Annotated in this window: 22 protein-coding genes and 2 pseudogenes; 18 read left to right on the top strand and 6 right to left on the bottom strand. The window is 45.2% G+C overall.

The window, feature by feature from the left end; translation table 11 throughout:
• Positions 1-198 precede the first annotated feature (198 nt).
• Positions 199-819 (bottom strand): annotated as a pseudogene (locus CWC03_RS07205) (AAA-type ATPase lid domain-containing protein); the annotation flags it as partial.
• Here CWC03_RS07205 and CWC03_RS07200 point away from each other — a divergent pair.
• Together CWC03_RS07200 and CWC03_RS07195 are read left to right on the top strand one after the other, a co-directional pair.
• Positions 799-1,551, top strand: a pseudogene (locus tag CWC03_RS07200) (DegT/DnrJ/EryC1/StrS family aminotransferase); the annotation flags it as partial. The pseudogenes CWC03_RS07205 and CWC03_RS07200 overlap by 21 nt on opposite strands.
• Before the next feature lie 10 nt (positions 1,552-1,561).
• The gene (locus tag CWC03_RS07195; RefSeq protein ID WP_138581185.1) at positions 1,562-2,695 is read left to right on the top strand and encodes a Gfo/Idh/MocA family protein; all 1,134 of its coding nucleotides are present in this window, start codon (positions 1,562-1,564) and stop codon (positions 2,693-2,695) included.
• 28 nt (positions 2,696-2,723) lie between these two features.
• Here CWC03_RS07195 and CWC03_RS07190 read toward each other — a convergent pair whose 3' ends face one another.
• The 5 genes from CWC03_RS07190 to CWC03_RS07170 all read right to left on the bottom strand — a co-directional run bounded on the left by CWC03_RS07190 (position 2,724) and on the right by CWC03_RS07170 (position 8,258).
• Positions 2,724-4,232 (bottom strand): class I adenylate-forming enzyme family protein, encoded by a 1,509-nt coding sequence (locus CWC03_RS07190; RefSeq protein WP_138581184.1) that lies wholly within the window; start codon positions 4,230-4,232, stop codon positions 2,724-2,726.
• Complete coding sequence (locus tag CWC03_RS07185; protein ID WP_138581183.1) at positions 4,229-5,791, bottom strand: pseudaminic acid biosynthesis protein PseG; 1,563 nt, start codon at positions 5,789-5,791, stop codon at positions 4,229-4,231. The genes CWC03_RS07190 and CWC03_RS07185 overlap by 4 nt, the downstream gene beginning before the upstream one ends.
• Positions 5,772-6,041, bottom strand: a complete 270-nt coding sequence (locus CWC03_RS07180; protein ID WP_138581182.1) for a hypothetical protein — start codon at positions 6,039-6,041, stop codon at positions 5,772-5,774. The genes CWC03_RS07185 and CWC03_RS07180 overlap by 20 nt, the downstream gene beginning before the upstream one ends.
• Positions 6,038-7,078 carry a pseudaminic acid synthase gene (pseI, locus tag CWC03_RS07175; RefSeq protein ID WP_138581181.1) on the bottom strand — a complete coding sequence of 347 codons (1,041 nt, stop codon included), beginning with the start codon at positions 7,076-7,078 and terminating at the stop codon, positions 6,038-6,040. The genes CWC03_RS07180 and pseI overlap by 4 nt, the downstream gene beginning before the upstream one ends.
• Before the next feature lie 82 nt (positions 7,079-7,160).
• The gene (locus tag CWC03_RS07170; protein ID WP_138581180.1) at positions 7,161-8,258 is read right to left on the bottom strand and encodes an FkbM family methyltransferase; all 1,098 of its coding nucleotides are present in this window, start codon (positions 8,256-8,258) and stop codon (positions 7,161-7,163) included.
• Positions 8,259-8,540: 282 nt separating this feature from the next.
• Between CWC03_RS07170 and CWC03_RS07165 the strand changes: the two genes are divergently transcribed.
• The 16 genes from CWC03_RS07165 to CWC03_RS07085 all read left to right on the top strand — a co-directional run bounded on the left by CWC03_RS07165 (position 8,541) and on the right by CWC03_RS07085 (position 22,715).
• A complete protein-coding gene (locus CWC03_RS07165; RefSeq protein ID WP_283234888.1) occupies positions 8,541-9,245 on the top strand; it encodes a cytidylyltransferase domain-containing protein in 705 nt (234 codons plus the stop codon).
• Between the two features lie 95 nt (positions 9,246-9,340).
• A complete protein-coding gene (locus CWC03_RS07160; protein WP_138581178.1) occupies positions 9,341-10,288 on the top strand; it encodes an NAD-dependent epimerase/dehydratase family protein in 948 nt (315 codons plus the stop codon).
• On the top strand, positions 10,285-10,896 hold the full coding sequence (locus tag CWC03_RS07155; RefSeq protein WP_138581177.1) for an SIS domain-containing protein: 612 nt from the start codon (positions 10,285-10,287) through the stop codon (positions 10,894-10,896). Before CWC03_RS07160 ends, CWC03_RS07155 begins: the two co-directional genes overlap by 4 nt.
• Complete coding sequence (locus tag CWC03_RS07150; protein WP_138581176.1) at positions 10,889-11,878, top strand: GDP-mannose 4,6-dehydratase; 990 nt, start codon at positions 10,889-10,891, stop codon at positions 11,876-11,878. The genes CWC03_RS07155 and CWC03_RS07150 overlap by 8 nt, the downstream gene beginning before the upstream one ends.
• Positions 11,856-12,548 carry a class I SAM-dependent methyltransferase gene (locus tag CWC03_RS07145; RefSeq protein ID WP_238536739.1) on the top strand — a complete coding sequence of 231 codons (693 nt, stop codon included), beginning with the start codon at positions 11,856-11,858 and terminating at the stop codon, positions 12,546-12,548. The genes CWC03_RS07150 and CWC03_RS07145 overlap by 23 nt, the downstream gene beginning before the upstream one ends.
• Positions 12,549-12,555: 7 nt before the next feature.
• Positions 12,556-13,359, top strand: coding sequence for a transketolase (locus CWC03_RS07140; RefSeq protein WP_138581175.1), 804 nt, complete (start codon positions 12,556-12,558; stop codon positions 13,357-13,359).
• Positions 13,356-14,276, top strand: a complete 921-nt coding sequence (locus tag CWC03_RS07135) for a transketolase family protein (protein ID WP_138581174.1) — start codon at positions 13,356-13,358, stop codon at positions 14,274-14,276. The genes CWC03_RS07140 and CWC03_RS07135 overlap by 4 nt, the downstream gene beginning before the upstream one ends.
• Positions 14,273-14,881 (top strand): HAD family hydrolase, encoded by a 609-nt coding sequence (locus CWC03_RS07130; protein WP_138581173.1) that lies wholly within the window; start codon positions 14,273-14,275, stop codon positions 14,879-14,881. The genes CWC03_RS07135 and CWC03_RS07130 overlap by 4 nt, the downstream gene beginning before the upstream one ends.
• Positions 14,863-15,867 (top strand): phosphotransferase, encoded by a 1,005-nt coding sequence (locus CWC03_RS07125; protein WP_249313967.1) that lies wholly within the window; start codon positions 14,863-14,865, stop codon positions 15,865-15,867. Before CWC03_RS07130 ends, CWC03_RS07125 begins: the two co-directional genes overlap by 19 nt.
• A 1-nt stretch (position 15,868) precedes the next feature.
• Positions 15,869-16,903, top strand: coding sequence for a zinc-binding dehydrogenase (locus tag CWC03_RS07120; RefSeq protein ID WP_138581172.1), 1,035 nt, complete (start codon positions 15,869-15,871; stop codon positions 16,901-16,903).
• Between the two features lie 23 nt (positions 16,904-16,926).
• The gene (locus tag CWC03_RS07115; RefSeq protein ID WP_138581171.1) at positions 16,927-17,649 is read left to right on the top strand and encodes a class I SAM-dependent methyltransferase; all 723 of its coding nucleotides are present in this window, start codon (positions 16,927-16,929) and stop codon (positions 17,647-17,649) included.
• A 7-nt stretch (positions 17,650-17,656) separates the two neighbouring features.
• Positions 17,657-18,364: a formyltransferase family protein gene (locus CWC03_RS07110; RefSeq protein WP_138581170.1), complete on the top strand. Its 708-nt coding sequence runs from the start codon at positions 17,657-17,659 to the stop codon at positions 18,362-18,364.
• A gap of 31 nt (positions 18,365-18,395) precedes the next feature.
• Entirely contained in the window at positions 18,396-19,883 is a 1,488-nt protein-coding gene (locus CWC03_RS07100; RefSeq protein WP_249313966.1) for a hypothetical protein, read from the top strand.
• Positions 19,880-20,899, top strand: coding sequence for a TylF/MycF/NovP-related O-methyltransferase (locus tag CWC03_RS07095; RefSeq protein WP_138581168.1), 1,020 nt, complete (start codon positions 19,880-19,882; stop codon positions 20,897-20,899). Before CWC03_RS07100 ends, CWC03_RS07095 begins: the two co-directional genes overlap by 4 nt.
• Positions 20,899-21,393 carry a WbuC family cupin fold metalloprotein gene (locus CWC03_RS07090; protein ID WP_138581167.1) on the top strand — a complete coding sequence of 165 codons (495 nt, stop codon included), beginning with the start codon at positions 20,899-20,901 and terminating at the stop codon, positions 21,391-21,393. Before CWC03_RS07095 ends, CWC03_RS07090 begins: the two co-directional genes overlap by 1 nt.
• Positions 21,393-22,715: a hypothetical protein gene (locus CWC03_RS07085; RefSeq protein WP_138581166.1), complete on the top strand. Its 1,323-nt coding sequence runs from the start codon at positions 21,393-21,395 to the stop codon at positions 22,713-22,715. The genes CWC03_RS07090 and CWC03_RS07085 overlap by 1 nt, the downstream gene beginning before the upstream one ends.
• Positions 22,716-22,718: the final 3 nt, after the last annotated feature.

Here is a 22,718-nt window from a genome sequence, read left to right as displayed (position 1 = left end):
AACTTGTTATCTAGCAGCTTTTATGCCTTACTACTTCGTTAAATTTGCTTGCAATAGGCCAGCTATTGACGCACAAATTTGCCTTGTATTAAGAAATAACTTCTGGCTAGAGTGATACTACGCTTTTGAATTTAGTGATTTTAGTGGATTAACTTACTTCTTATCCCGAGTTCAGGTTAGGTAGTAATCGATGAACTATCAGTCACGATTGAGATTATACTTTTTCATCTTCTCAACTAATGTTGTACGGCGAACACCCAATATTTCTGCAGCTCTTGCAACCACATAATCGTAGCGCTCTAAAGCTTGAGTGATCAAATCAATTTCAAGCTCTGCTAAATATTCTTTTAACTCTATCCCTTCATCTGGCAGTATGCCAACATTCGATGCTTGCGGCGCAAAATCTTCCGCTACCATGTCCTCTTCGTCGTCACTAAAGCCATCGCTAAATAGTTCATTAAACGCATCTTTTTCTAGTAGTTCTTCTGGATATTCAGGCTCAAATGCTTCAACTTCTATATAACGGTATTTTTGTGGTAAATCCGTCACATCGACAACCTTGTCCGGGAACATAATCACCATTCGTTCCACAAGGTTTGCAAGCTCTCGAATATTCCCAGGCCAAGCGTGCGACTTCAAGCTATCTACGGCTCTGTCAGTAAACTTAACCGAATTTCCCGTTTGTTCATTTACTCTACGTGTTAATTCTTTTAGCAGTAGCGCAATATCTTCCGCACGCTCGTTTAAAGAGGGGTTTTCAATGGGGAATACATTGAGTCTATAAAATAAGTCTTCGCGAAACTTGCCGTCTTCAATCATGGTTTTAAAGTAATTGAAGACGCATCACATGCTATTGGAGGTTCCTACCACGGTAAAAAGGTGGGTTGTTGTGAGTACTCCGATATCTGTGTTTTTAGCTTTCATCCAGTAAAAATAATTACTTCGGCTGAGGGTGGTGCTGCGCTGACAAACGACCAAACGCTGGCAAATACGATGGCTAAGCTTCGCAGTCATGGCATTACTGGAAATTCAGACGAGTTTAATGAACCCAGCCATGGGGTCTGGTACTACCAGCAGCAAGACTTAGGCTTTAACTACCGAATGACGGATTTACACGCAAGTTTAGGGATAGCACAGCTTACTAAGGTCGATGCATTTGTTAAGCGGCGAAATAACCTTGCTAACACGTACGATACGCTATTTGCAGATAGTATTGGGATCACACCTCTCGCACGATCTGAAAGCTCAATGTCTGCCTATCACTTATATGTTATTAGACTCGAAAATTGTACGCCTGATCAGCATAACTTTATGGTCAGCGCGCTTCGGGAGAAAGGCGTCTTTGCGCATGTTCACTATATTCCAATATACCTACAACCCTATTATCAGAATTTAGGCTTTGAGGCTGGCTATTGCGCTGAAGCTGAATCCTACTACTACAGTGCAATCACCTTACCTTTGTATCCAACCCTCACTTTAACCCAACAAGAGTACATTGTTAGCACGACTGAAGCGCTTTATCTTGAGTGTACCAGCAGTGATGAAAGCTAAAGGAAAGATTATGAATAATAGACCATTGCAATTGGCTTTTATTGGCGGAGGTAATAACTCTGCAGTCGGCTATGTACACTTTTCTGCAGCACATCTAGATAATAAGTTTCAGGTCGTCGCAGGTGCATTTAGTCGAAACGCTAAGGTCAATCAGCACACGGCTGAACAATGGAATATAAGTACAGAGCGCACCTATAACTGCTGGAAAGAGTTAATTTTAGCCGAGCAAAACACAGTAGACGCTTTTGTTATTTTAACACCAACCCCTCATCACACTGAGGTGCTAAAGGCATTGTTGGAAAGGGACTTAGCCGTTATTAGTGAAAAGTCACTGACTTGCGGATTGGCTGAAGCGAAGGAAATTGAGGCTTGTTACAACCCCAATAAACACTTTCTTGCCGTAACATTCAACTACAGTGGTTACGCTATGGTGAGGGAGCTCAAGCATATTATTTCCAATGGTGCGCTTGGGGAAATACAAAAAATTCATCTTGAAATGCCCCAAGAAGGTTTTAAACGCCCACCAGATATCGCAGGCAAACCTAGCCAACCACAATCATGGCGTTTAAAAGATTACGACGTCCCAACAATCTGTCTCGATTTAGGTGTACACCTTCACCATTTATCTAGCTATCTATTAGAAGTTGAGCCTGAAGCCACCTGCGCGCAATTTGCTAATCACTCAGAGTTCAAAGAATTAGTTGATGACGTTAACATGCTCTTGAAATACCCAAATGGTATCGTTGGCACAATGTGGATGTCTAAAACAGCAATTGGTCATAGAAATGGTCTGTCCGTACGCGTTTATGGCACAAAAGGAAGTGCTCGTTGGTTTCAATTAAATCCTGATGAATTAGAACTCAACTATAATGATGGGCGTAGGGAAGTGTTAGATAGAGCAGGCCAATGCCAGTATGCAAATCAATTCCGATACAATCGAATGAAACCTGGTCACCCCACCGGTTTTGTAGAGGCCTTTGCCAATTTATATAGCGATATTGCAGGAGCACTCCAATTACACTTAAGCAACCAGCCCAGCCGTTCAGAGTACGTTTTTGGATTTGAGCAAGCCAAGCAAGGTTTGGCGTTATTTGAAGCCGCAAAGCGCTCTGCTGAAAGTGGTACATGGCAGCAGGTGAAGTAGTTGACTTCACCTGCTTAGGTTATTCATTCTATTGACTAAATTGTGTCTTAACGTCGTTGCGAAGCACTTTCCCCATCTGGTTTCTCGGTAAAGCTTCCACTCTCTCTATAAATCTAGGCTGTTGATAGTCAGTTAGCTCTTGCAAGCACGCTTTTCTAATTACATGAATTAAGTCGGTGTCTTGGCTTTGCTCTATTACTACTTTCACAATTTCGCCCAATTGCGCGTCTTTTATCCCAAATGCAACGCAATCTTCTACGCCTTCGACTGATTTGACAACTGTCTCAATATCTTGAGGGAATACATTGATCCCGCCGCTAGAAATCACCTCTTTTTTACGGCCGACGTAGTAAAGGTACCCCCGCTCATCCACATAACCTAAGTCTCCGGTTTTAAAGAAATCTCCCACATAAAAAGCCGCCCGAGTTTGATCTGGCATTTTTAGGTAGCCACCAAAAATGGTAGAAGTGTTACAGCATATCTCTCCTACTTGGCCAGTTGCGACTTCACACCCTTGGTCATCCGTAATTTTCAATGAGACAAATGGCAGTGCTTTGCCCACACTGCCACTTTGTTCAGGATTTTCTGAAACCGCAAAATCAGTAACCACTCCCACTTCTGAAGCCCCATAACACTCATGAAAGCGACAGCTTAACATCTCTAATAAACGCTTTTTGGTTGTACCCTCAAGCACCGCAGATGATGAAACGATACATTTCAAAGAACTTAAATCTGCACCAGATGTACCTTTTGTAACCAAGTTTTCTAGTTGAGCAGCAACGGCAAACAAAAAACTTACCTTATACTGTTCAATCGCACTTAGCCATTGTGAAAGATTAAACTTGGGCATAACAACAGTTGTAGCACCAAGCATTAACGGCATTAGCACCCCTCTTTGTGCTAATGAGTGATACATTGGTGTTGCTACCAGGATTACATCTTGTTTGGTCAAACCGTAATAATGGATAGTCGCATCCATGGCGCGGTTTATTTTACACGCTTGGCTTAACACAATTGGTTTCGGCTGCCCAGTGGAGCCTGAGGTCATCGTCAAAATAAACGGCGCATCAAGATCAACATCATGTTGCAAGTCATCCAATTTTTCATAGGATTGAAGCGCTTCCCAACTTAGCTCTTCACTCACGGCTTTACCAAGAGTCACCAAGTTACTAGGCTCTATCAAATTGGCATCGAGTAATATTTTACTTATCGTCGGCCATGCCACGACCATGGCAACCGGCGTTTTCTTCAACGCTGTTATTAATGCATTACCTTTGAGGCTAATTGGTAATGGCACAGCTGCGATTCCCAGCTTAGCAATAGCGAGTAGTGTTACGACAAATTCGATGCCATTAGGCGCAAATATACCCACTCGTTGACCGGGGGTAAGACCCGACCATACAAAGTGTGCACTTAACTTTAATACCTGTCGATTCAGCTCCTCATAGCTCACTTGCTGCTCTAGATAGACAACCGCCGCTTTCTTGGGAGTCTGTTTAACATTTTCTTCGAATAACTCGTAAATACTCTTTGTCATGTATTTACCTCTTTACCAACATAATTAAACTCGCAGAGCGATGCGTTTGGAAACAACTGTTGCGTTGCGCGCATTTTCTTTTCATCATGTTCGATGGACACGAAGCCCGCACGCTGGTTAAGCAGATTCACAAACTTATTTTCTTTGTTTATTACCGCAAGCCAAATGGCTTCAGGATATTTAGCTGCGGTTTCACAGAGTTGCCACTCCAAAACCATTTGTGCGTGGGCAAAGTTCACCTCATCAGAGGCTGCAAACCACCCACCAACCAGATACTCTTGCCCTTCAATGCTATGAGTTTGATGCCAAACGTATAGTAACGGTTTGCCGTTAGACTCCATCACAAATGACTCTCTACTGTTAGTAAACCACCACTGATAATGCCCCAGCACGTCAATACCAGAAGTAATTGTCATACGCCAAGTGTTATCTGGTAAGTTCCTCGCTGCAAGGTATCTATTTACGTCTGAGTCGTTGACTTGACGGATCTGCACCTGTGCGGTTAGCTGGCATACATTTTCCTCTTGGCTATGCAAAGTTTTTTGTGTCACAGAAGATCTAATGTCATCCGCTAAAACCAACTCTGCGACTCGAATTGCCCCTCGGCCATCTACCTTAACCGGTGCAGTCTCTCGCGCTTTTATTATTCGCGTAGACTGTTTCACTAACGTCAAAATTAACGCGACAACCTCACTAGCCTTTCGCGTCAAGAGCTCTGGTACATGAAAATAATGACCTAAGTCATCAAGCGCGTTTTGTTGATTGTCTTGATTTGCAGCAATCGAAAACGTCAACGCTGGCGTATTGGTTGCGGCCAGCTCATAAAGCGAAGTACCAAGTGCTCCCACAAATAGGCTACAACTTTGATAATAAGGCACAAGAGAAGGCGGTTGCCGAATTAGCTGCAATCTAGAAGTCGTATTCGCAAGCAGAGTTAACGCCTCTACTCTCTCAGCCATTGGCCCTAAGATAACGTCAATTTCAATTTCTGGTGCCATATTTAGCAACAAGGCTATCCAGTCAGAAACAGTATGCCAATCCCCTCCACCGCCAAGAGAAAACATCACACGATTTAGCTTACGCTCTTGATGTGTGTAGTGTTGATATGCCGGTGACAGCATAGCAAAATCAGGGCCCAGTAGCTTATACTGCGAGCTTGCGTAGCGCTCACCAGTCTTATCGCCACACCACTTACTATCAATAAGTAGCTTAGCACTATGCGCTCTTTCTAAATCGTCCACTGCGACAATTGAGGGAATCTGCTTCGCAACTTCTAATTCCCACTCTGAGTCAAAACGGTAGCTGTCCACGATAATGCTTTCAACCGGTTTTTGTATCTCAGAAAGTACCTTCAAAGTATTATGAGCATCGTCTTCTTGCGTTTGTGCAAAAGGTAAGGCTTTTATGTTGCTCTTCAGCTCAAGTGATAACTGCTCGGGAACCGGTTTATCGACTATAACTATCACTTTTTTGCCACACGCTTGAAGCGCTAACGCTAACCACTTACAACGCATAAAGTGGCCAAGGCCACATAAGGTATCAACTCTTATCGCGATCATTGGCAAGCTTAACCAGTGAATTTACCAAAGTGCCTACATTTGCATTTTCTGTGTCCATTAATAATTCGGGCGGCACCGCAATACGATAGTCACTTTCTAACTGCATGATTAGCGTTAATATTTCAAAAGAATCCAGTGTCCCTTCTGCGACAAAGTTATAACAATCTATGTCATCGTCAGCGACCAATACGCCTCGTTCTAGCAAAAACTGTTGAATAGTTTGGGTCAGCATTTCTTTGTTCGTATTCACGATAAATCACTCCATGCTAGCTGCTCACCACAGCGCAGATCTCTATTCACTGACCGACCTATTAGGCTCGGCAGCTCTTTTGGCATGATTTCACCGCCACCGGGGCGCATCTGCCTTAAATGTTCGGCAGTCAGGCGCTCACCTGATTTAATATCTTTTATAATGTAGACACAGCGACGAGCTTTTGACGCTTCAGTGGGATAATTAACCTCTCCCATCGCTTTTTCAATCTGTCTAACACCATGGACTAGCGCTTTTAATTCGTCTGGGGTCATTGAAAAAAAGCTATCCGCGGTGTTGTCACTTTTATTGAGCACAAAGTGCTTTTCAATCATGCATGCCCCGACCGCAACTGATGCCAGAGGTACATCATTGCCAAGTGTATGATCGGATAACCCTACAGGGCACTTAAACGCTTCTCTCATATGCGGAATTGTGCGCAAATTTATCGTCTCAGCAGGGGCTGGATAGGTACTCGTACATTTCATCAGCCCAAGCTCAGTTACACCCGCCTCTTCAGCTACTTTCACTGCCTCAGCTATTTCTGGTAGCGTCGCGCCCCCGGTAGACATAATTACCGGCTTACCTGTTGCGGCGACATCCCGGATCAGCTGATGATCGATCAATTCTGGCGAAGCAATTTTATATGCAGGCGCATCCAGCTGACTTAACAAATCTACCGCGCTTTTATCGAATGGCGACGAGAAGCACGTCAAGCCAAGTTTAGCAGCTAGCTCGAAAAGCTCAGCATGAAAATCCCACGGCATATAAGCTGTTTTGTATAAATCATGAAGATACTGACCTTTCCAAGGTCCCGTGGCTTCAAAATGCGGCAGTTTGCAGTCCATTGTTAAGGTGTCTGCTGTATAGGTTTGCAATTTTATTGCATCAGCGCCGGATTCATATGCCGCATGCACTAGTTCTTTCGCTTTGATTAAGCACTGCCCATGGTTTGCCGACATTTCAGCAATAATATAACAAGGGTGATCGTGTCCTATCACCCTACCATCGATTTTAAAACTGGATTGAAATGTCATTGTGTTCCTAAATTCAATTTTTATCTATGTTCTTCAATACTGTTAAAGAGTTAGTCTTTCGCCAAGAGCAAAATAGAGGGTATCATTTATCTTTTGGTACGGCATAAAACTGAGTTTCTAGTAACCAATGCCCTTCTTGGCGAACGTAATAACGATACCTATTGGCTGCAAAAGATTCGATTAATAACGGGATTTCCCATAAGTCCTCTGGCCTGTGGTAAAGAGATAAAGCAAGTGTCGGTGTACACTCCGCTATATAATCTCTGCATTGAACAAGAGCATCATAATCGGCTCCCTCAATATCCATTTTTATCACATTACATTGAGTCATTGCCGTTAATTCACTTAAGTTGATACTCTCAACCAAACAGTCTTCTGACACGTTTGCAACTTCACCTTCTTCGATAACACTCACATAAGTTGCTGATAAGTTCTCTTTCACTAAGAGTTTTTTATTTTCTGGAAGCCCTACAGCTTTGCGATAAATACTAACATATTCAGTCGCATCTCCCATGGCTTTCAAACGCGCTTCTAGCAACTTGATGTTCTTAGTACTTACTTCGACAGCAGCATAATGCTCGATAGTTTGAGCGTAACGCTGAAAAAAGCCAGCCAAAGTATCCCCATCATATGCACCGATATCTAAAACTCGCACCTTCTCGTATTTGTACAACTTAGGAATGTCATCTGGGAAGTACATTTCATATTGTTCCGGTAATGGGTAATTATCGCGGCACGGATTAACACGGTAGTTAACGAGTAAGTTATAAGTATCTCGAGATTGTTGATCGGATAGCAAAGAGAGCACTTTTGCACATTTACTTTCATCAACCAAATCGCTAGAAGGCTGCATCCAGAGTACACCACACTTGTTCAGGCGCTTTAGTGCTGCCGGAAACAAGTCGAACGAATCTAGAGTCGATACAATTTGATCAAACCCAGATTCAAGTAAACTTTTTTCTACACCAGCGTAACCAAGTATAGAAATAATAACGGGAAAACATTTATCAAGCTTATCGTTGGGAAAAGCGTGACAAGGAATTCCCATGTAATCATTAAATTTTGGCGACTTATCTAAAATTGCGCGAGGCTTGAGACCTTTCTCCAACAAGTACGCAGCTAATGCTTGGCCATAATGGCTTGCACCATAAATATAGAATTGACTATCTTGTATGTTCACTGCTGCTCCCTATTGTCTGCTAGAGGATTCTTTTGGGGGAATAATTCAATACTTACTTTTAATCGGCCACTCTAAGCAAAACATTAACTTACTACAAGCTTCTCCAAAAAAACTATAAATAAACAGTAGAAAATCGTTTATTTTCAGAACATTCGCGCTCAAAGAAGGTACCACTATCCCCTTTAAACCATTTCAACTTTACTTGCATGAAACCTCTGTATATCATCTAATTGACAACTATCTCCAATAAATAGGTTTGCCTTGAAGGACTTACAAATAATAATTCAGGCCCGAATGACATCGAGCCGATTACCGGGCAAAGTTATGTTGCCGTTATGCAATAGCTCTGTACTACAAGTGATGTTAGATAGACTTGGGGATTTGGTTAATAATGTAGTTATTGCAACCACCGATGATGGTACTGAACAACCCATAGTAGACCTTTGTACACGCTTAAATATAAAGTATTTTCGCGGAAGCACAGAAAACGTATTAAGCCGCTATTACCTAGCCGCTCGTCATTATGGTGCTCAAGACAATACAGCAATTGTTCGCCTGACCAGTGACTGTCCCCTTATAGACTCTACGTTGGTACGCTTAGCTATTGATTATTATCAAAACCATAGCGTTGATATGGTCAGTTTAGGGCCACATAGTGGCTTTCCCCGAGGTTTAGATACCTGTGTATTTGCCTTTCGTCTACTGGCTCGCACGCATCAACTTGCACATAGTGCACCAGACAAAGAACACGTCACCTTGGGGATGGCTAAATTCAACACCATCAATAGCCATACTATCAGCGCTGGAGTAGATAATAGCCACTATCGCCTGACACTGGATGAACCAGATGACTACACCGCTATTCAAGCGATTTACCAACAATTTAACAACAACCTTAACTTTAGTTACAACGAATTATTGGAAACATTAAAGAATCACCCCCACCTAGCCGATATAAACAAGCACGTTGAACAGAAAACTGCCTAGCACAGAATAAGTCAATCGTGCATGAATATTTAGGCGCAATTTTTGCTTCAGCAAGATCATGCCAGGTGATTAACGTATTCAAAAAAGAGAGAAAAATGAATAAAAAAACCGTATTAGTTACTGGTGCTACCGGCTATAAAGGAACCGTGCTTGTTCCTAAGTTGCTGGCTAAAGGATATCGAGTTATCGCGCTGGACACACAATGGTTTGGGAATTTCTTGGCTCCACATGAAAATCTCACCGTAATTAAAGGCGATGTTAGACAAACTGAAAATATAGACCTCTCTACTGTTGACAGCATCATTCATCTGGCTTCTATTGCTAACGATCCTTGTGGAGATTTAAACCCTAAGTTAACTTGGGAGGTCAGTGCTCTTGCCACAATGCAGCTGGCTGACAAGGCAAAACGCGCCGGTATCAAACAATTTATATATGCCTCATCAGGCAGTGTTTACGGCGTAAAAGACGAAAATCAGGTTACTGAGGACTTAACGTTAGAGCCAATTTCCGAGTATAACAAGACAAAAATGGTCGCAGAAAGAGTACTACTTAGCTACGCAGATGACATGACCGTTCAAATTGTCCGACCCGCCACCGTTTGTGGTTTATCTCCTCGCCAACGCCTGGATGTATCCGTCAATATGTTGACGATGCAGGCGCTTGAGAATGGCAAAATCACTGTATTTGGCGGTGCCCAGGTGCGTCCAAACATCCATATCGACGATATTACTGACCTGTACATTTACATGCTGGAACATCCAGAAAAAACCAGCGGTGTATTCAATGCCGGATTTGAGAATATCTCCATTATGGATATTGCAAATATGGTAAAGGCTCAGGTTGATTGTGACATTGAGGTAACCCCATCGAATGACCCAAGATGCTACCGGATCAACTCAGATAAACTGCTGGCGACAGGATTTAAACCTACCAAAAATGTCGCCACTGCGATTGAAGAACTGATCAGCGCCTATCGTGCTGGCCAGTTAAAAAATGAAGATCGCTTCTATAACCTTAAATGGATGCAGCGAGAAGTATTATGAGTAAACAACAAGGCATCGTCGCCCCAATACCACGCCAGGATCCGATTGTCGCTCTGACTGAGGACTATGTTCACACGCTCAGCCAGGTACTGACACAACTTGATGGTAATGCAGTCAAACAGCTGGTCAGCACTTTGCTGGATATGAAAGCCAACGGCGGTACCTTGTATTTGTGTGGCAACGGTGGCTCGGCCGCCAATGCCATCCACCTTGCAAACGACTTTACTTTTGGCATCAGTCCAAAAGGCAATGCACTTAAGGTAGAAGCATTGGCTGCAAATAGTTCAGTGTTGACATGCCTTGGTAACGACATAGGTTACGACAACATTTTTGCTCACCAGCTTAAGGTAAAAGCCAATCATCTCGATGTTTTATTAGTACTCTCTGGTAGCGGAAATTCTGGAAATATTATCAATGCCATTGAGCAAGCCCAAAGCCTTGGTATGACGACTGTTGGGATCTTAGGATTTGATGGCGGTAAGGCGAAACCTTTGCTTGATCAAGTGTTTCACTTTGATATTCAAGATATGCAAATTTCCGAAGATACCCAAGTTGTCATTGGACACATTCTTATGAAAGCTTTATATCGGGAGTTAAAAGATGACTAGCTCCCCTATTTTAGTACTTGGCAGTAATTCATTTTCTGGTGCATCATTCTGCGCGCACATGCTCAAACAAGAACAGCAGGTAATCGCTGTCAGCCGCTCAGAGGAACCGAATGACGCTTTGTTGCCCTATCGCTGGCAGCCGAGCCAACCTGAATTTCACCAGCTCGACTTAAACCATCACCTCGATGAGATTATCGCGCTGATAAAAAAGCACAATATAAAACAAGTCTACAACTTTGCGGCGCAAAGCATGGTGGGCCAAAGTTGGCAATATCCTGAGCATTGGTTTATGACCAATGCGGTTTCAACGATTAAGCTTCACAACGAGCTTAACAAACTCGATTCATTAGATCGTTATATTCATATTTCGACGCCCGAGGTGTATGGTAGCTGCGAAGGTTTAGTACCTGAGAATAAAAATTATCACCCGAGCACCCCTTATGCGGTTTCACGTGCAGCAGCAGATATGAGCTTGCACACTTTCGCGGATGTCTATCAGTTTCCTGTGGTATTTACACGTGCAGCTAATGTGTATGGTGAGGGTCAGCAGTTATATCGGATCATTCCGCGCACGATACTCTTTGCTCTGCTTGATAAAGTGTTACCACTACACGGCGGTGGTCACTCTACTCGCTCATTTATTCACATTGATGATGTTTCTAGTGCGACACAGCTTATCGGTGATAATGGGAAACTTGGGGAGATTTACCACATATCAACCGAAAGAATGATCACAATCAGAGCTTTGGTTGAGTTAATTTGCGATATGTTGCATGTTCCCTTTGATCAAGTCTGCGAAGTCACTGAAGATAGACTTGGCAAAGATGCGGCTTACCTCTTAGATACACAAAAAATTCGCTCAGAGCTCTCTTGGCAGGATCAAGTAACACTTGAAAATGGACTAGAGCGAACCATTGCTTGGGTGAAAAACTACAAAGACATTTTAAGTGCACTCCCCCATGACTATATTCATAAAGCGTGAGATCCCCATGTTAGGACAAGAAATAGATTTACTTAGCAATTACCCAAAATCAAAGCGCGACACCAAAGGTAGAGCACAAGTTATTACGGATGCCGACAGAGAGATCGCAAGACAATATGGCAAAGATTTTTTTGATGGTGACAGAACCTATGGCTACGGTGGTTTTCATTACTTCCCTCGCTTTTGGCAACCTGTAGTACCGGATCTCAAAGCACACTTCGGCCTCAATGCAGACTCCAGCCTGCTAGACGTGGGATGTGCCAAAGGCTTTATGCTGTATGACCTGCAACAGTTGATCCCGGATATGACATTGCGCGGACTGGATATTTCAGAATACGCACTCGAGCATGCGAAAGAAGAAGTCAAAGATTTACTTACATTAGGTGACGCCAAATCCTTACCTTTTGAAGACAATTCCTTTGATGTTGTGATGTCTATTAATACTATCCACAACCTTGAGGAAAGTGAGTGCGCAATGGCGCTACGTGAAATTGAACGTGTCAGTCGTGGCAAATCTTTTATTACCGTCGATGCCTACCGTAACGATGAAGAAAAAGAGCGCATGATGGAGTGGGCACTGACAGCCAAGACCATTATGCATGTGGATGACTGGAAACAGTTTTTCCGTGATAACGGTTACACTGGCGATTTTTATTGGTTTATTCCGTAGGCGTATTATGACTTTGAACTCCATCGCAGCGCAGATCCGTTACACTTTGTGTGACGTATCCAGCCAGACAAAAACACCACATCTGGGCAGTTGTTTGTCCTGTGTTGATATTCTGACCGTGTTGTATTGGCGCACGATGCATATCACGCCCAACAACCCGGCTAATCCTGAGCGTGATTACTTTTTGTTGGGTAAAGGACATGCTGCCAGCGCGCTGTACACAACGCTTGCCTACCGTGATTACTTCTCTCCAACGGCACTGTACGAACATGGTCAGACTGACAGCCAGTTTGAAGAGCACCCGGGAATACACGCCCCGGCAGGCGTAGAAACGGTTTCAGGGTCTCTGGGCCATGCTTTATCGTTAGCAACCGGCATGGCACTGAGCAAACAGTTACAAGGCGCTAAGAACCGCTTTTACGTGCTCATGGGCGATGGAGAGATCAATGAAGGAACAGTCTGGGAGGCTGCGATGTTTGCAGCCGGTAAGCGCTTAAGTAACCTGGTTGCGATTGTCGACTTTAACAAATTACAAGGTACAGGTGAAAGTACCGAGATTATGCATCTTGAGCCGCTTGAAGAGAAATGGCGTGCCTTCGGCTGGCATACAATGCGCGTTGATGGCCATGATATCGATGCACTGGAACAGGCTTTGGAAACCGCAAAGTCCATCCCACAACCCGTGTGCATTGTGGCCGACACAGTTAAAGGAAAAGGCGTGTCATTTATGGAAAACGACAACAACTGGCACTACCGTATTCCGACTGAAGAAGAAGTGGCGCAGGCTAAACAGGAGCTGGGAATATCATGAGAAACGCATTTGCACGAGTCCTGACTGAGCTTGCTAAAGACGACGAATCACTGTTGCTCTTTTACGCAGATATAGGTAACCGGTTGTTTAACCCGTTAAAGGAATTTGCCGAAGAGCGCGCTATCAACGCGGGAATTGCGGAGGCGAACATGGCCTCTATGGCCGCTGGTAGTGCCATGATGGGCCATAAACCCTTTATTTATACCATCACCCCGTTTACCACGTCACGTAACTTTGAACAGATCAAAATTGATATCGCTTATCAGAATCAGCCTGTGATCATCGTCGGCACCGGCTCTGGCTTATCTTACGCTAACCTGGGCCCGACTCATCACTCATTCGAAGATATTGCGCTGATGCGCGCACTGCCAAATATGCACGTGATCTGCCCGGCTGACGCATACGAGCTTGAGCAACTGATGCCTCAGCTGATTGAGCTTAACGCTCCTTGCTACTTCAGAATTGGTAAGAAAAACGAGCCGGCAGTCCACGAAGGAAACCCTGCCCTTACCTTTGGCAAGGTGCATGTGATGCGACCAGGTGAACGCATTGCCGTACTGAGTACGGGTACCATTATGCCTCTAGCACAAGCATTAGTAAGCGAACTGACGGAGCACGGATTATCGCCAGAACTGGTTAGTTTCCACACCGTAAAACCACTCGACGAAGCGTATTTAAACGATGCAATAACCCGTTTTGACCATGTGATCACACTCGAAGAGCACAATGTCAGCGGTGGCTTTGGTAGCGCTGTGCTGGAGTATGTTAGTGAGCAGGAAAACGGGCCACGGATGCACCGTTTCGGGATCCCGGACCGCTTTATTGATCAGGTGCATTCCACCGCAGATGCGAGAGCCAAAGCGGGTCTGACTGTGCCTGATATTATGAGCACCTTATCAGAGCGGGGTGTGGTGTGATCATAGGCATAGATTTTGATAACACCATTGCCGACTACACTGGCGTATTTTATCGCGTCGGTTGTGCGCTTGGTTGGCTACCAGAGTCGGTCGGTCAAAGCAAAAATGAAGTTAAACAGTATTTTATTGACCAGGATAACGAAGCCAGATGGACCGAGCTACAGGGTATCGTCTACGGGAAAGAAATCACCCAGGCACGCCCCTATCCAGGGGCACTAGCAGCATTACAACGCCTTTATGCACAAGGACATAGACTGGCCATCGTGTCGCATAAAACTAAGTACCCGATTATTGGGGAGCGTGTTGACTTTCATAACGCAGCCACACAGTGGCTTCTCAGCCACGGTTTTATCGGATCAGCCGATGCGCCTGTTGACTCTGATTTGGTCTTTTTTAACGAGACCAAAGCACAAAAGGTTGCGCGTATCTCACAGCTCAAGTGTGGCGTGTTTATTGATGATCTGCCAGATATTCTGACGCACAGTGATTTTCCTGCACAGTGTCATGGGGTATTGTTCGCACCCAACGCACTTCAGAGGTTCAGCGGCCCGCAAATCAACCATTGGCAAGCATTGGATGCCTGGCTATGTTCTCTGCTGAACTAACAGACTTTATCTCATCTACTCTGGGACAAACCCACTGGCGCAGTTCCAGCTTGTCGCAGGGCGCAAATAATCAGGGACATAAGCTCTTTTCAGATAACAACGCCTATTTTCTAAAATGCTTTGCGCCAGGCTCAAGGGCATTCGACAAGCTTTACAATGAATTTCAGTTTAGTCAGCAGCTACACAAGGCCGGTATCTCAAATATAGCCCGGCCTATCGGTTATTGCTCTCACACCCTGTCTGCCATATACGAGTTTATCGACGGCCACACCTTTGAAACAGTGACAGCACAGGATGTCAGTGCAGCATACAATTTCATTGCAGCCATCAACAGTCATCAGGTTGAGCGCACGGCGCTCAATGCGGCTGCGGATAGCCCGGCTAAACTGGAAGACTTTATTCAATTAGTCACACTGCGTCTTTCACGATTCGAATCTCTGCGTGATAACGTTGAACTCAATACTCTGCTGACAGCAATAGAACTACGCACCAGAGTTATCAGCACAACACCCGGTATAGACTGGCAACAGCCCTGTCCAAAGGACGTGGTCTCCCCCTCTGACTTTGGCTTTCATAACGCACTGAAATATCGCGATGATGTGTATTTTATTGATTTCGAATATGCTGGAAATGACAGTGCCTGGAAGCTGCTATGCGACTTTTTTGCCCAGCCAGCCCTGCCCGTGCCACTGTCTTACTTACCACAATTTTTGCGCTCGCCACTCTTTGCAGCACAAGCATCCGCTGGGAACACTCTAAAGTGCGTCTTTGAGCTCACACTGCTCAAGTGGTGCTTAATCATGCTCAACGAGTTTTTACCTGATGTTCAGGCCAGGAGACTGTTTTCCTGGAACATTTCTTGCTTAAAAGAAAGAAATGCAAAATTACAACACATGCAGGCGCAGCAACTTGACAAGAGTCAACGCTACTTTGCTCAGATTAACGATAAAATGCATGCGTTACAAACCCAATTAAGAGACAACTAGAATGAAAGCAGCAGTACTATTTGAAACAGGTCAGCCTCTTAAGATAGTTGACAACATTCAACTGCCGGCGCTTATCACAGGCCAAGTGCAAGTCAAAATTCTCTACAGCGGCTTGTGCCACTCCCAATTGATGGAAGTCAATGGTGGTCGTGGTGAAGACAAATATCTGCCCCACCTACTTGGACATGAAGGTGTTGGTATTGTCGAGGCGGTGGGTGACGGCGTCACCAAAGTACAGGTCGGCGACAAAGTCGTAATAGGCTGGATCAAAGGTGAAGGTCAGGATGCTCCGGGCGGAAAATATCCACATGACGGGTACCTCATTAACTCGGGGAGCGCAACGACGCTCTGCGAGCAAACCATAGTGGCTGAAAACCGGGTTGTTAATCTGCCTGAAGGCTTTCCGGACAAGCTCGCCATACTACTTGGCTGCGCCTTACCCACCGGGCTTGGCCTGGTGTTCAACGAGCTGAAGCCTGAAACAGAAAAGACTCTGGCCATTTTTGGGCTGGGCGGGATCGGCATGAGCGCACTGCTCGCCGCAAAGCTGAGTAATCCAACTAAGTTAATCGCTGTTGACGTTAGCGAAGAAAAACTCGCCATCGCCAGGCAGCTGGGTGCCACGCACACCATCAATGCCAACGATTCAGATCCTGTCAGTGCCATCTATGACATCACTGAGGGCCTGGGCGTTGACTATAGCCTGGAAGCCGGCGGAACCACAACCACCATAGAGCAAGCTTTTGAATCTGTGAGAGATGGAGGCGGTCAGTGCATCTTTGCCTCTCACCCTAGCAATGAACTCAAGATCCAGCTGGAACCCCATGCCTTCCACCGTGGCAAATCTCTTCGCGGCAGCTGGGGCGGCGGCAGCCAGCCGGACAAAGACATTCCTGTCTTTGTCGAATTATTCAAACAAAATAAGCTGGATCTGCACTCTTTAATCAGTAAGACTTATGAGCTCGACCAGATCAACGACGCTCTGGACGACCTCGCAAACAAAAAAATTATCCGAGCAGTAATCAGGATGGAATAGAAACTATGTAACAAGGGAAAAATATGAACAAACAAGATAAGACATTTTTTGGCACCGGTTCATCTCAGATGGCCAAAGAGACTTGGCTAAAACAAGATGAGAATGTCGACATTGAAGAACAGGACCTGCTGACACTCGGTCCTTATAATAGCCAGGGAATTTTACAAGACCCTAAACGCTTTGGCTTCTTGATGTCTCGCCATAAATTTGTTTCTAAAATGTTTGCAGACTTCGATAATGTGCTTGAGATTGGTTGCCAGGAAGGGATGGGATCTTTGATCGTTTCTCAGACTGTGAAAAAGCTCACTTCCGTGGACTTTTACAAACCACATATCCAGGATGCACAGAAATATATGGGGAAGAATCTGGACAATGTGACTTTTCAGGGCCACGACATCATAGGTGGTCCGGTTGAAGGCACGTTTGACGGCGTATTTACGATGGATGTATTTGAGCACATCGATCCCCAGCAAGCTGGTTTGTTCATGGAAAACATTGTTGCTTCAATGACCCCTCAGGGTACTTTAATCTTGGGGATCCCCTCGCTAGAGTCACAGAAGTATGCCTCGAAGGCATCTAAAGAGGGTCATATAAACTGTATGTCAGGCGCGGATCTTAAGGCATTTTGTCAACAGTATTTTCACAATGTCTATCCCTTTGGGATGAACGATGAAGTGGTTCACACCGGCTTCTTCCCAATGTGCCAGTACCTGATCATGCTGTGTGTGGCGCCCAAGAAAGAATGAGTTAGTTATGCACGTTGGTATTTTCACCTATCAAACAGGTCATTTAATGACCTACCAGTTGATACAAAAATTTTTAACTATGGGGTATGAGATCTCGCTATTTGCTTTTCCTTTTTCATACCGTCCGAGTCAGCCGCGCCCTTTTGAGGAGCGGCCATTTCAACTCATAGAGCTAGATGTAGAGGCTTTTTGCCATGCCAGTGGCGTTCACTACCACGCTATGAATTGCTGGAGTACAGCCTCGTCAGAGCGCCTGAATACGCTGGCAAACAAACCGGATTATTTTGTGACAGCCATCGCAAAAATCATTCCGCTGCACTTTATTGAAGGTAATACTATTTTTAACTGTCATCCGGGTCTGATCCCCGAAAACAGAGGCTTAGACTCGTTTAAATGGGCCATTGTCAGACAGCAGCCAATCGGTATTACCCTGCATAAAATTGATAAGCACATTGATGCGGGCACCGTGATAAAGAAAATGACAGTGCCGGTTATCGCATCAGACACCTACAAAGAGGTCTGTGACAGGGCGTATAACATGGAGTGTGAGCTGCTCTCGCAGTTTGCACTTTATCTCGACGACACTTCGAGCCACTTTACGGTAGACCCGCAAACGCCATTGAGCAGGCAAAAGATCCCGTCCGAAGTCGATGCTGATTTTGAACAGGTATTTGCACGCTATCTTAAAGCGCTACACAGCGATGTGAACCAGTAATGTTTCAGCTTATCTGATCCAGGAATTCCTTATGAGTGAAATAAAAACCCGGTTTCTCGAACAGTACCACAAGCACAATCTGGCCACCGAGCCTTATGCTATTTACGGCAGTGGTGGTGGATGTGAGCAAATTCTGGCGCTGATTAAACAAGATGCTTTAGTCGCTCCGGCGATGCTCATCGATGACAAACCCGGCACAGACACCGTCACCGGATTAACCGACTTAACGCGTGAAGATTTACAGCAGTATAAGATAGTGGTGTCATCACAAACATTTTTTTATGCCATTAAAGATAAATTACTCGACCGCTTCGCTCCGGCAGAGCTTGAGATAATCTCACTGCTTGATTATCAAACCAGCTTTGATAATCCCTTGTATCGCTCAGAGCAGGCATGGAAAGAACACACCCGTCTGGCCCGACGCGATTACGAAGGCGCGCACACAGCAGGTTTTGCCCGCGACAAATTTTATATTGGCGAGGTTGACCCTGTTTTTGCAGACCGCTTCAGGCAGGTTGCCGAATCTCTGCCTCGCTCAGGCTATGACACAACTGCCAGTCAGTCAGACTACACCTATTACCGCAACTTTACTTCACTGAACGATGATGCGGAGGTGCAACGATTACATTTAACGCATGAGGCCCGACAGCATATCGATGAATTTCTGGCTCATGTGTATGACGATGTCTGCACTCAGCTTGGCTATAACTGGCAAGTCGTCAATGGCCGTATTACCCGCCTGGCGCAAATATCAGACTCTCAATTGGGCTCAAATGCCTATCACACCGATAGTTTGCCAGACACAGTTATAAAGCTGCTGCTCTTTTTGACACCACCCAGTAAAACGCTTGGTACAACAGCAATAAAAACAGAGCAAGGCCAGGAAGTGTTTGTGACCGGGCCAACCGGCACCTGGGCTTTACTGGAGGTCAGTCAACTACTACACAGAGGCATTTCGAGTGACTCTGCACAGCGCATCGTCTGCGAGCTAACCATTACGCCCAGCCGTCGTCGCAACACTGCGGCCACGATAAAAGGGATCGTCTCACATTATCCCCTTATGCCGTGGCAACGTTGTAGTGAACTCAAAGTGTGTGTTTATCCAATTGGCGCACTGGAAAACGACAACTGGGCCATCTATGGCGACTCACCATCGCTGTTTTACAACACACTCAGCCCAGAGAATGAGCAACCAGTCGAGCTCTATCATGACGCCAACAGCGTTGCGCTGGTTTATCTGACCCCTCGCACATTCAATCTTGAGCACAGCCGCTTACAAGCGTTACTGGCCGAATCATTACGTGTACTTAAGCCCGATGGGGATCTGCTGTTACAAGTGAACGAACAAACACAGTCATACCAGGCAGCGTTACTAGAGCGCACAGCAATGGAGCTTGGATTTACGTTTATTAGCTCGGAGCAGGCGTTACTGAAAAGCATCTTCAGCGATGTCACAACGCTTAATGCAACCGACACACATCTTTTATTATTTAAAAAGCCTAAGGGAGACCTTCTATGAGAGTGATCATTTTTGGCACAGGAAAAGGCGGGCAAAATACCCTGCAGCTATTGTTAAATCAGCAAGGGCATGAGGTTGTATGCCTGATAGATAACAACGCTACACTTTGGGGCTCGATGCGTGAAGGAGTAGAAATCAAAGGGCCTGACCTTTTACCGTCTTTGTCCTATGATCAGATCATCATTGCCAGTCAGTACCACAAAGAGATTAAGCCCCAACTGCTCTCTTTAGGTGTCCCGGAAGAAAAAATCTATGTCGCGCACCACAATATGATGAACGGATTTAGCCTGGAGTTTGGCATTTTCACTGGCTACCCACAAGGCAGAGCGCCCGATATTCACACCTATTTTAGCTTCCGTGAAGACGTGCTTCGAACGCTGGCGATGCAAGTCGAGTTAGTCATGGCCAATCAGGTCGCAGGTAATATTGCTGAATTCGGGTGTGGCACAGGCCAATCTAGCTATATGCTTGCCAGAACCCTCAGAGACTGCAGCCAGTACTACAATATGCCGGCTAAGCACCTGCACCTGTTTGATAGTTTTGAAGGCTTGCCAGCGTCTACCCATGATATCGATCTGGAGTCCCCTCTTGTCCAGAGTAACGTCTGGGGAGAAGGCGCCTGTGCAGACATCAGTGCACAACAGCTGGCAGATACACTCAATACTCAGCTCAAGTTTTCTGATTTTAGTATTTATCAGGGCTGGTTCGAAGAAACTATGGTGCAAATCAAACCCGAAGAGCGGTTTGCACTGTTACACCTGGACTGCGATCTGTACGAATCTACCTATCAGGTACTCGATTATATGTTTACCAACGAGCTGCTTTCTAAGGGCGCCATTTTGCTGTTTGATGACTGGAGCTGTAACGGTAATCTCCCGGAGTTTGGACAGCAAAGAGCCTGGACCGATATCTGTGATAAATACGACATCCAGTTTGAACCGCGTGGTCATTATGGCATCGGCTCATATATCCTCGCGATACGTAGCTACAGTAAAAAATCAGCGAGCAACACCTAATGAGTGTTGCTATCTTCAACGACAAAGACGTGTTGACAGTCGATAACACTACCTTAGACATGTTAAAAGCGCGTGCGTTGGCCTCCCCGACTAAGCGCTTTAGATTGTGTTGTCACAGAAATAATCAGGACCCTATCCAGGAGATGATTATTGTGTTGCATCGCAGCGCGTTAATGACGCCTCACCGCCACCCGCAACATAAATCGGAGTCCTATCATCTGATTGAAGGGGAAATGGAGGTCTTTATTTTTGACGACAAGGGGCAGGTATCACAGCGTATCCCCATGTCAGATAACGGTCAGGATGCCTTTATGTATCGCCTTAGTGCACCATTATGGCACCTGCCAATTGCCCGCTCAGAGTGGGTTGTTTATCACGAATGCTATGTCGGCCCATTCGACAAAGACATAGATGTTGAATACGCCCCTTGGGCGCCGTCAGAAGATAAACCTGACGAATTGCAAGAGTATTATAGAAGAATAACAGGTCAGTAATGAAAATAGCTTTATACGGTATTAATACAGTCACCGAACAACTTACTTCAACACTAGCAGATGAGCACGAGCTAATATATGCCTGCACATCGGGACAAGAGCAGTTTGAATCCCACCCTACTTTATCTTTGCCTGAGCTAGTCCAGACAGAGGTTGACAGGATCATCATCTGCTCTATGTTTGTCGACGAGATCGCACAAGATTTAGTTAAACATGGTATCGACCTGGAAAAAATTTACTTTTACAACCAGATGCAAAGCATCATCGTAGCGTGCAAGGATGTTATTATCCCCACCGTGCGTAAAGACAAAGTACTTTACGCTGTCTTCGATTTATCTCGCAACGTTGCGACATTTGATTGCTGCTGTTTTGCCATCCAAGCTGAATTGTACCGAGAAGAGCACCAATACGATTCCATCCATTTTGTGATCCAGCCGAAGCGCTCTGCGGATCCTGACTCCCTGAGTTTTACCACTTCTCATGAGCTGGATGATGTTGAATGGCGACTCAATCATATCGTTATTCCTGTTTTTGAAGCGCTTCCAGCCTGCTCGGGAGTGTCTAAAATGTCCTACCGCCAACAAGCGGTCGAGATGCTGCAACATCAGCCCCATGTCTTTCCTGAGTCATTCCGAGAAACAAATAGAGGTATCCACCTGAAAATTGAGCAAGTGCTTAAATATAAACGAGCGGGTATAGACACAGCACGTTTCAGACCGCACGCCCATGCCGAAGCATTAGTGGATAGCTTTGTTCAGGATCGTAATATTGGCGATAAAAAGTTGCTGGTCATCACACTACGCGAGTACCCTCTGCATGAACACCGCAATAGTCCGGTGGAAGAATGGGCTGAATTTACCAAACGGGTCGACAGCGATGAATTCCACATTATCGTCGTGCGCGATACCAGCAAAGCATGCGAAGCTTTGCCTGAGTGCCTGAGTCATTGCGATACCTTGCCGCTGGCTTCTATCGACATGCATATCCGGTTTGCCCTGTATCGTCGTGCTCATATCAACATGAGTATCAATGGCGGCACCAGTTACACCTACTTCTTTACCGAAAACGTCAATTCGATCATGTTTATCCCCACCAGCCGGGAGCATTTTTCAAACAGCGTTAAAAATGTTGCCACCGGTGGCTATTTCTTTGGTGAACAACCAGAGTTTAGGGCTCATGAGAATCAGGTTGTTATCTGGCACAGCGGTACCACTGAAACCATCCATGGTGCCTTCCTAAAACTCCATCGTCAGATACAAACCGGCGAACTACAAGACTTCTCCGACCTTTATGACGATCCCGCTGATATGGAGCAAAGCTAAATA

Source organism: Pseudoalteromonas sp. S2755, assembly GCF_005886535.1.
GTDB lineage: Bacteria > Pseudomonadota > Gammaproteobacteria > Enterobacterales > Alteromonadaceae > Pseudoalteromonas.
The sequence above is the reverse complement of the archived record's forward strand: the minus strand, read 5'-3'. Positions and strand labels throughout refer to the sequence as shown.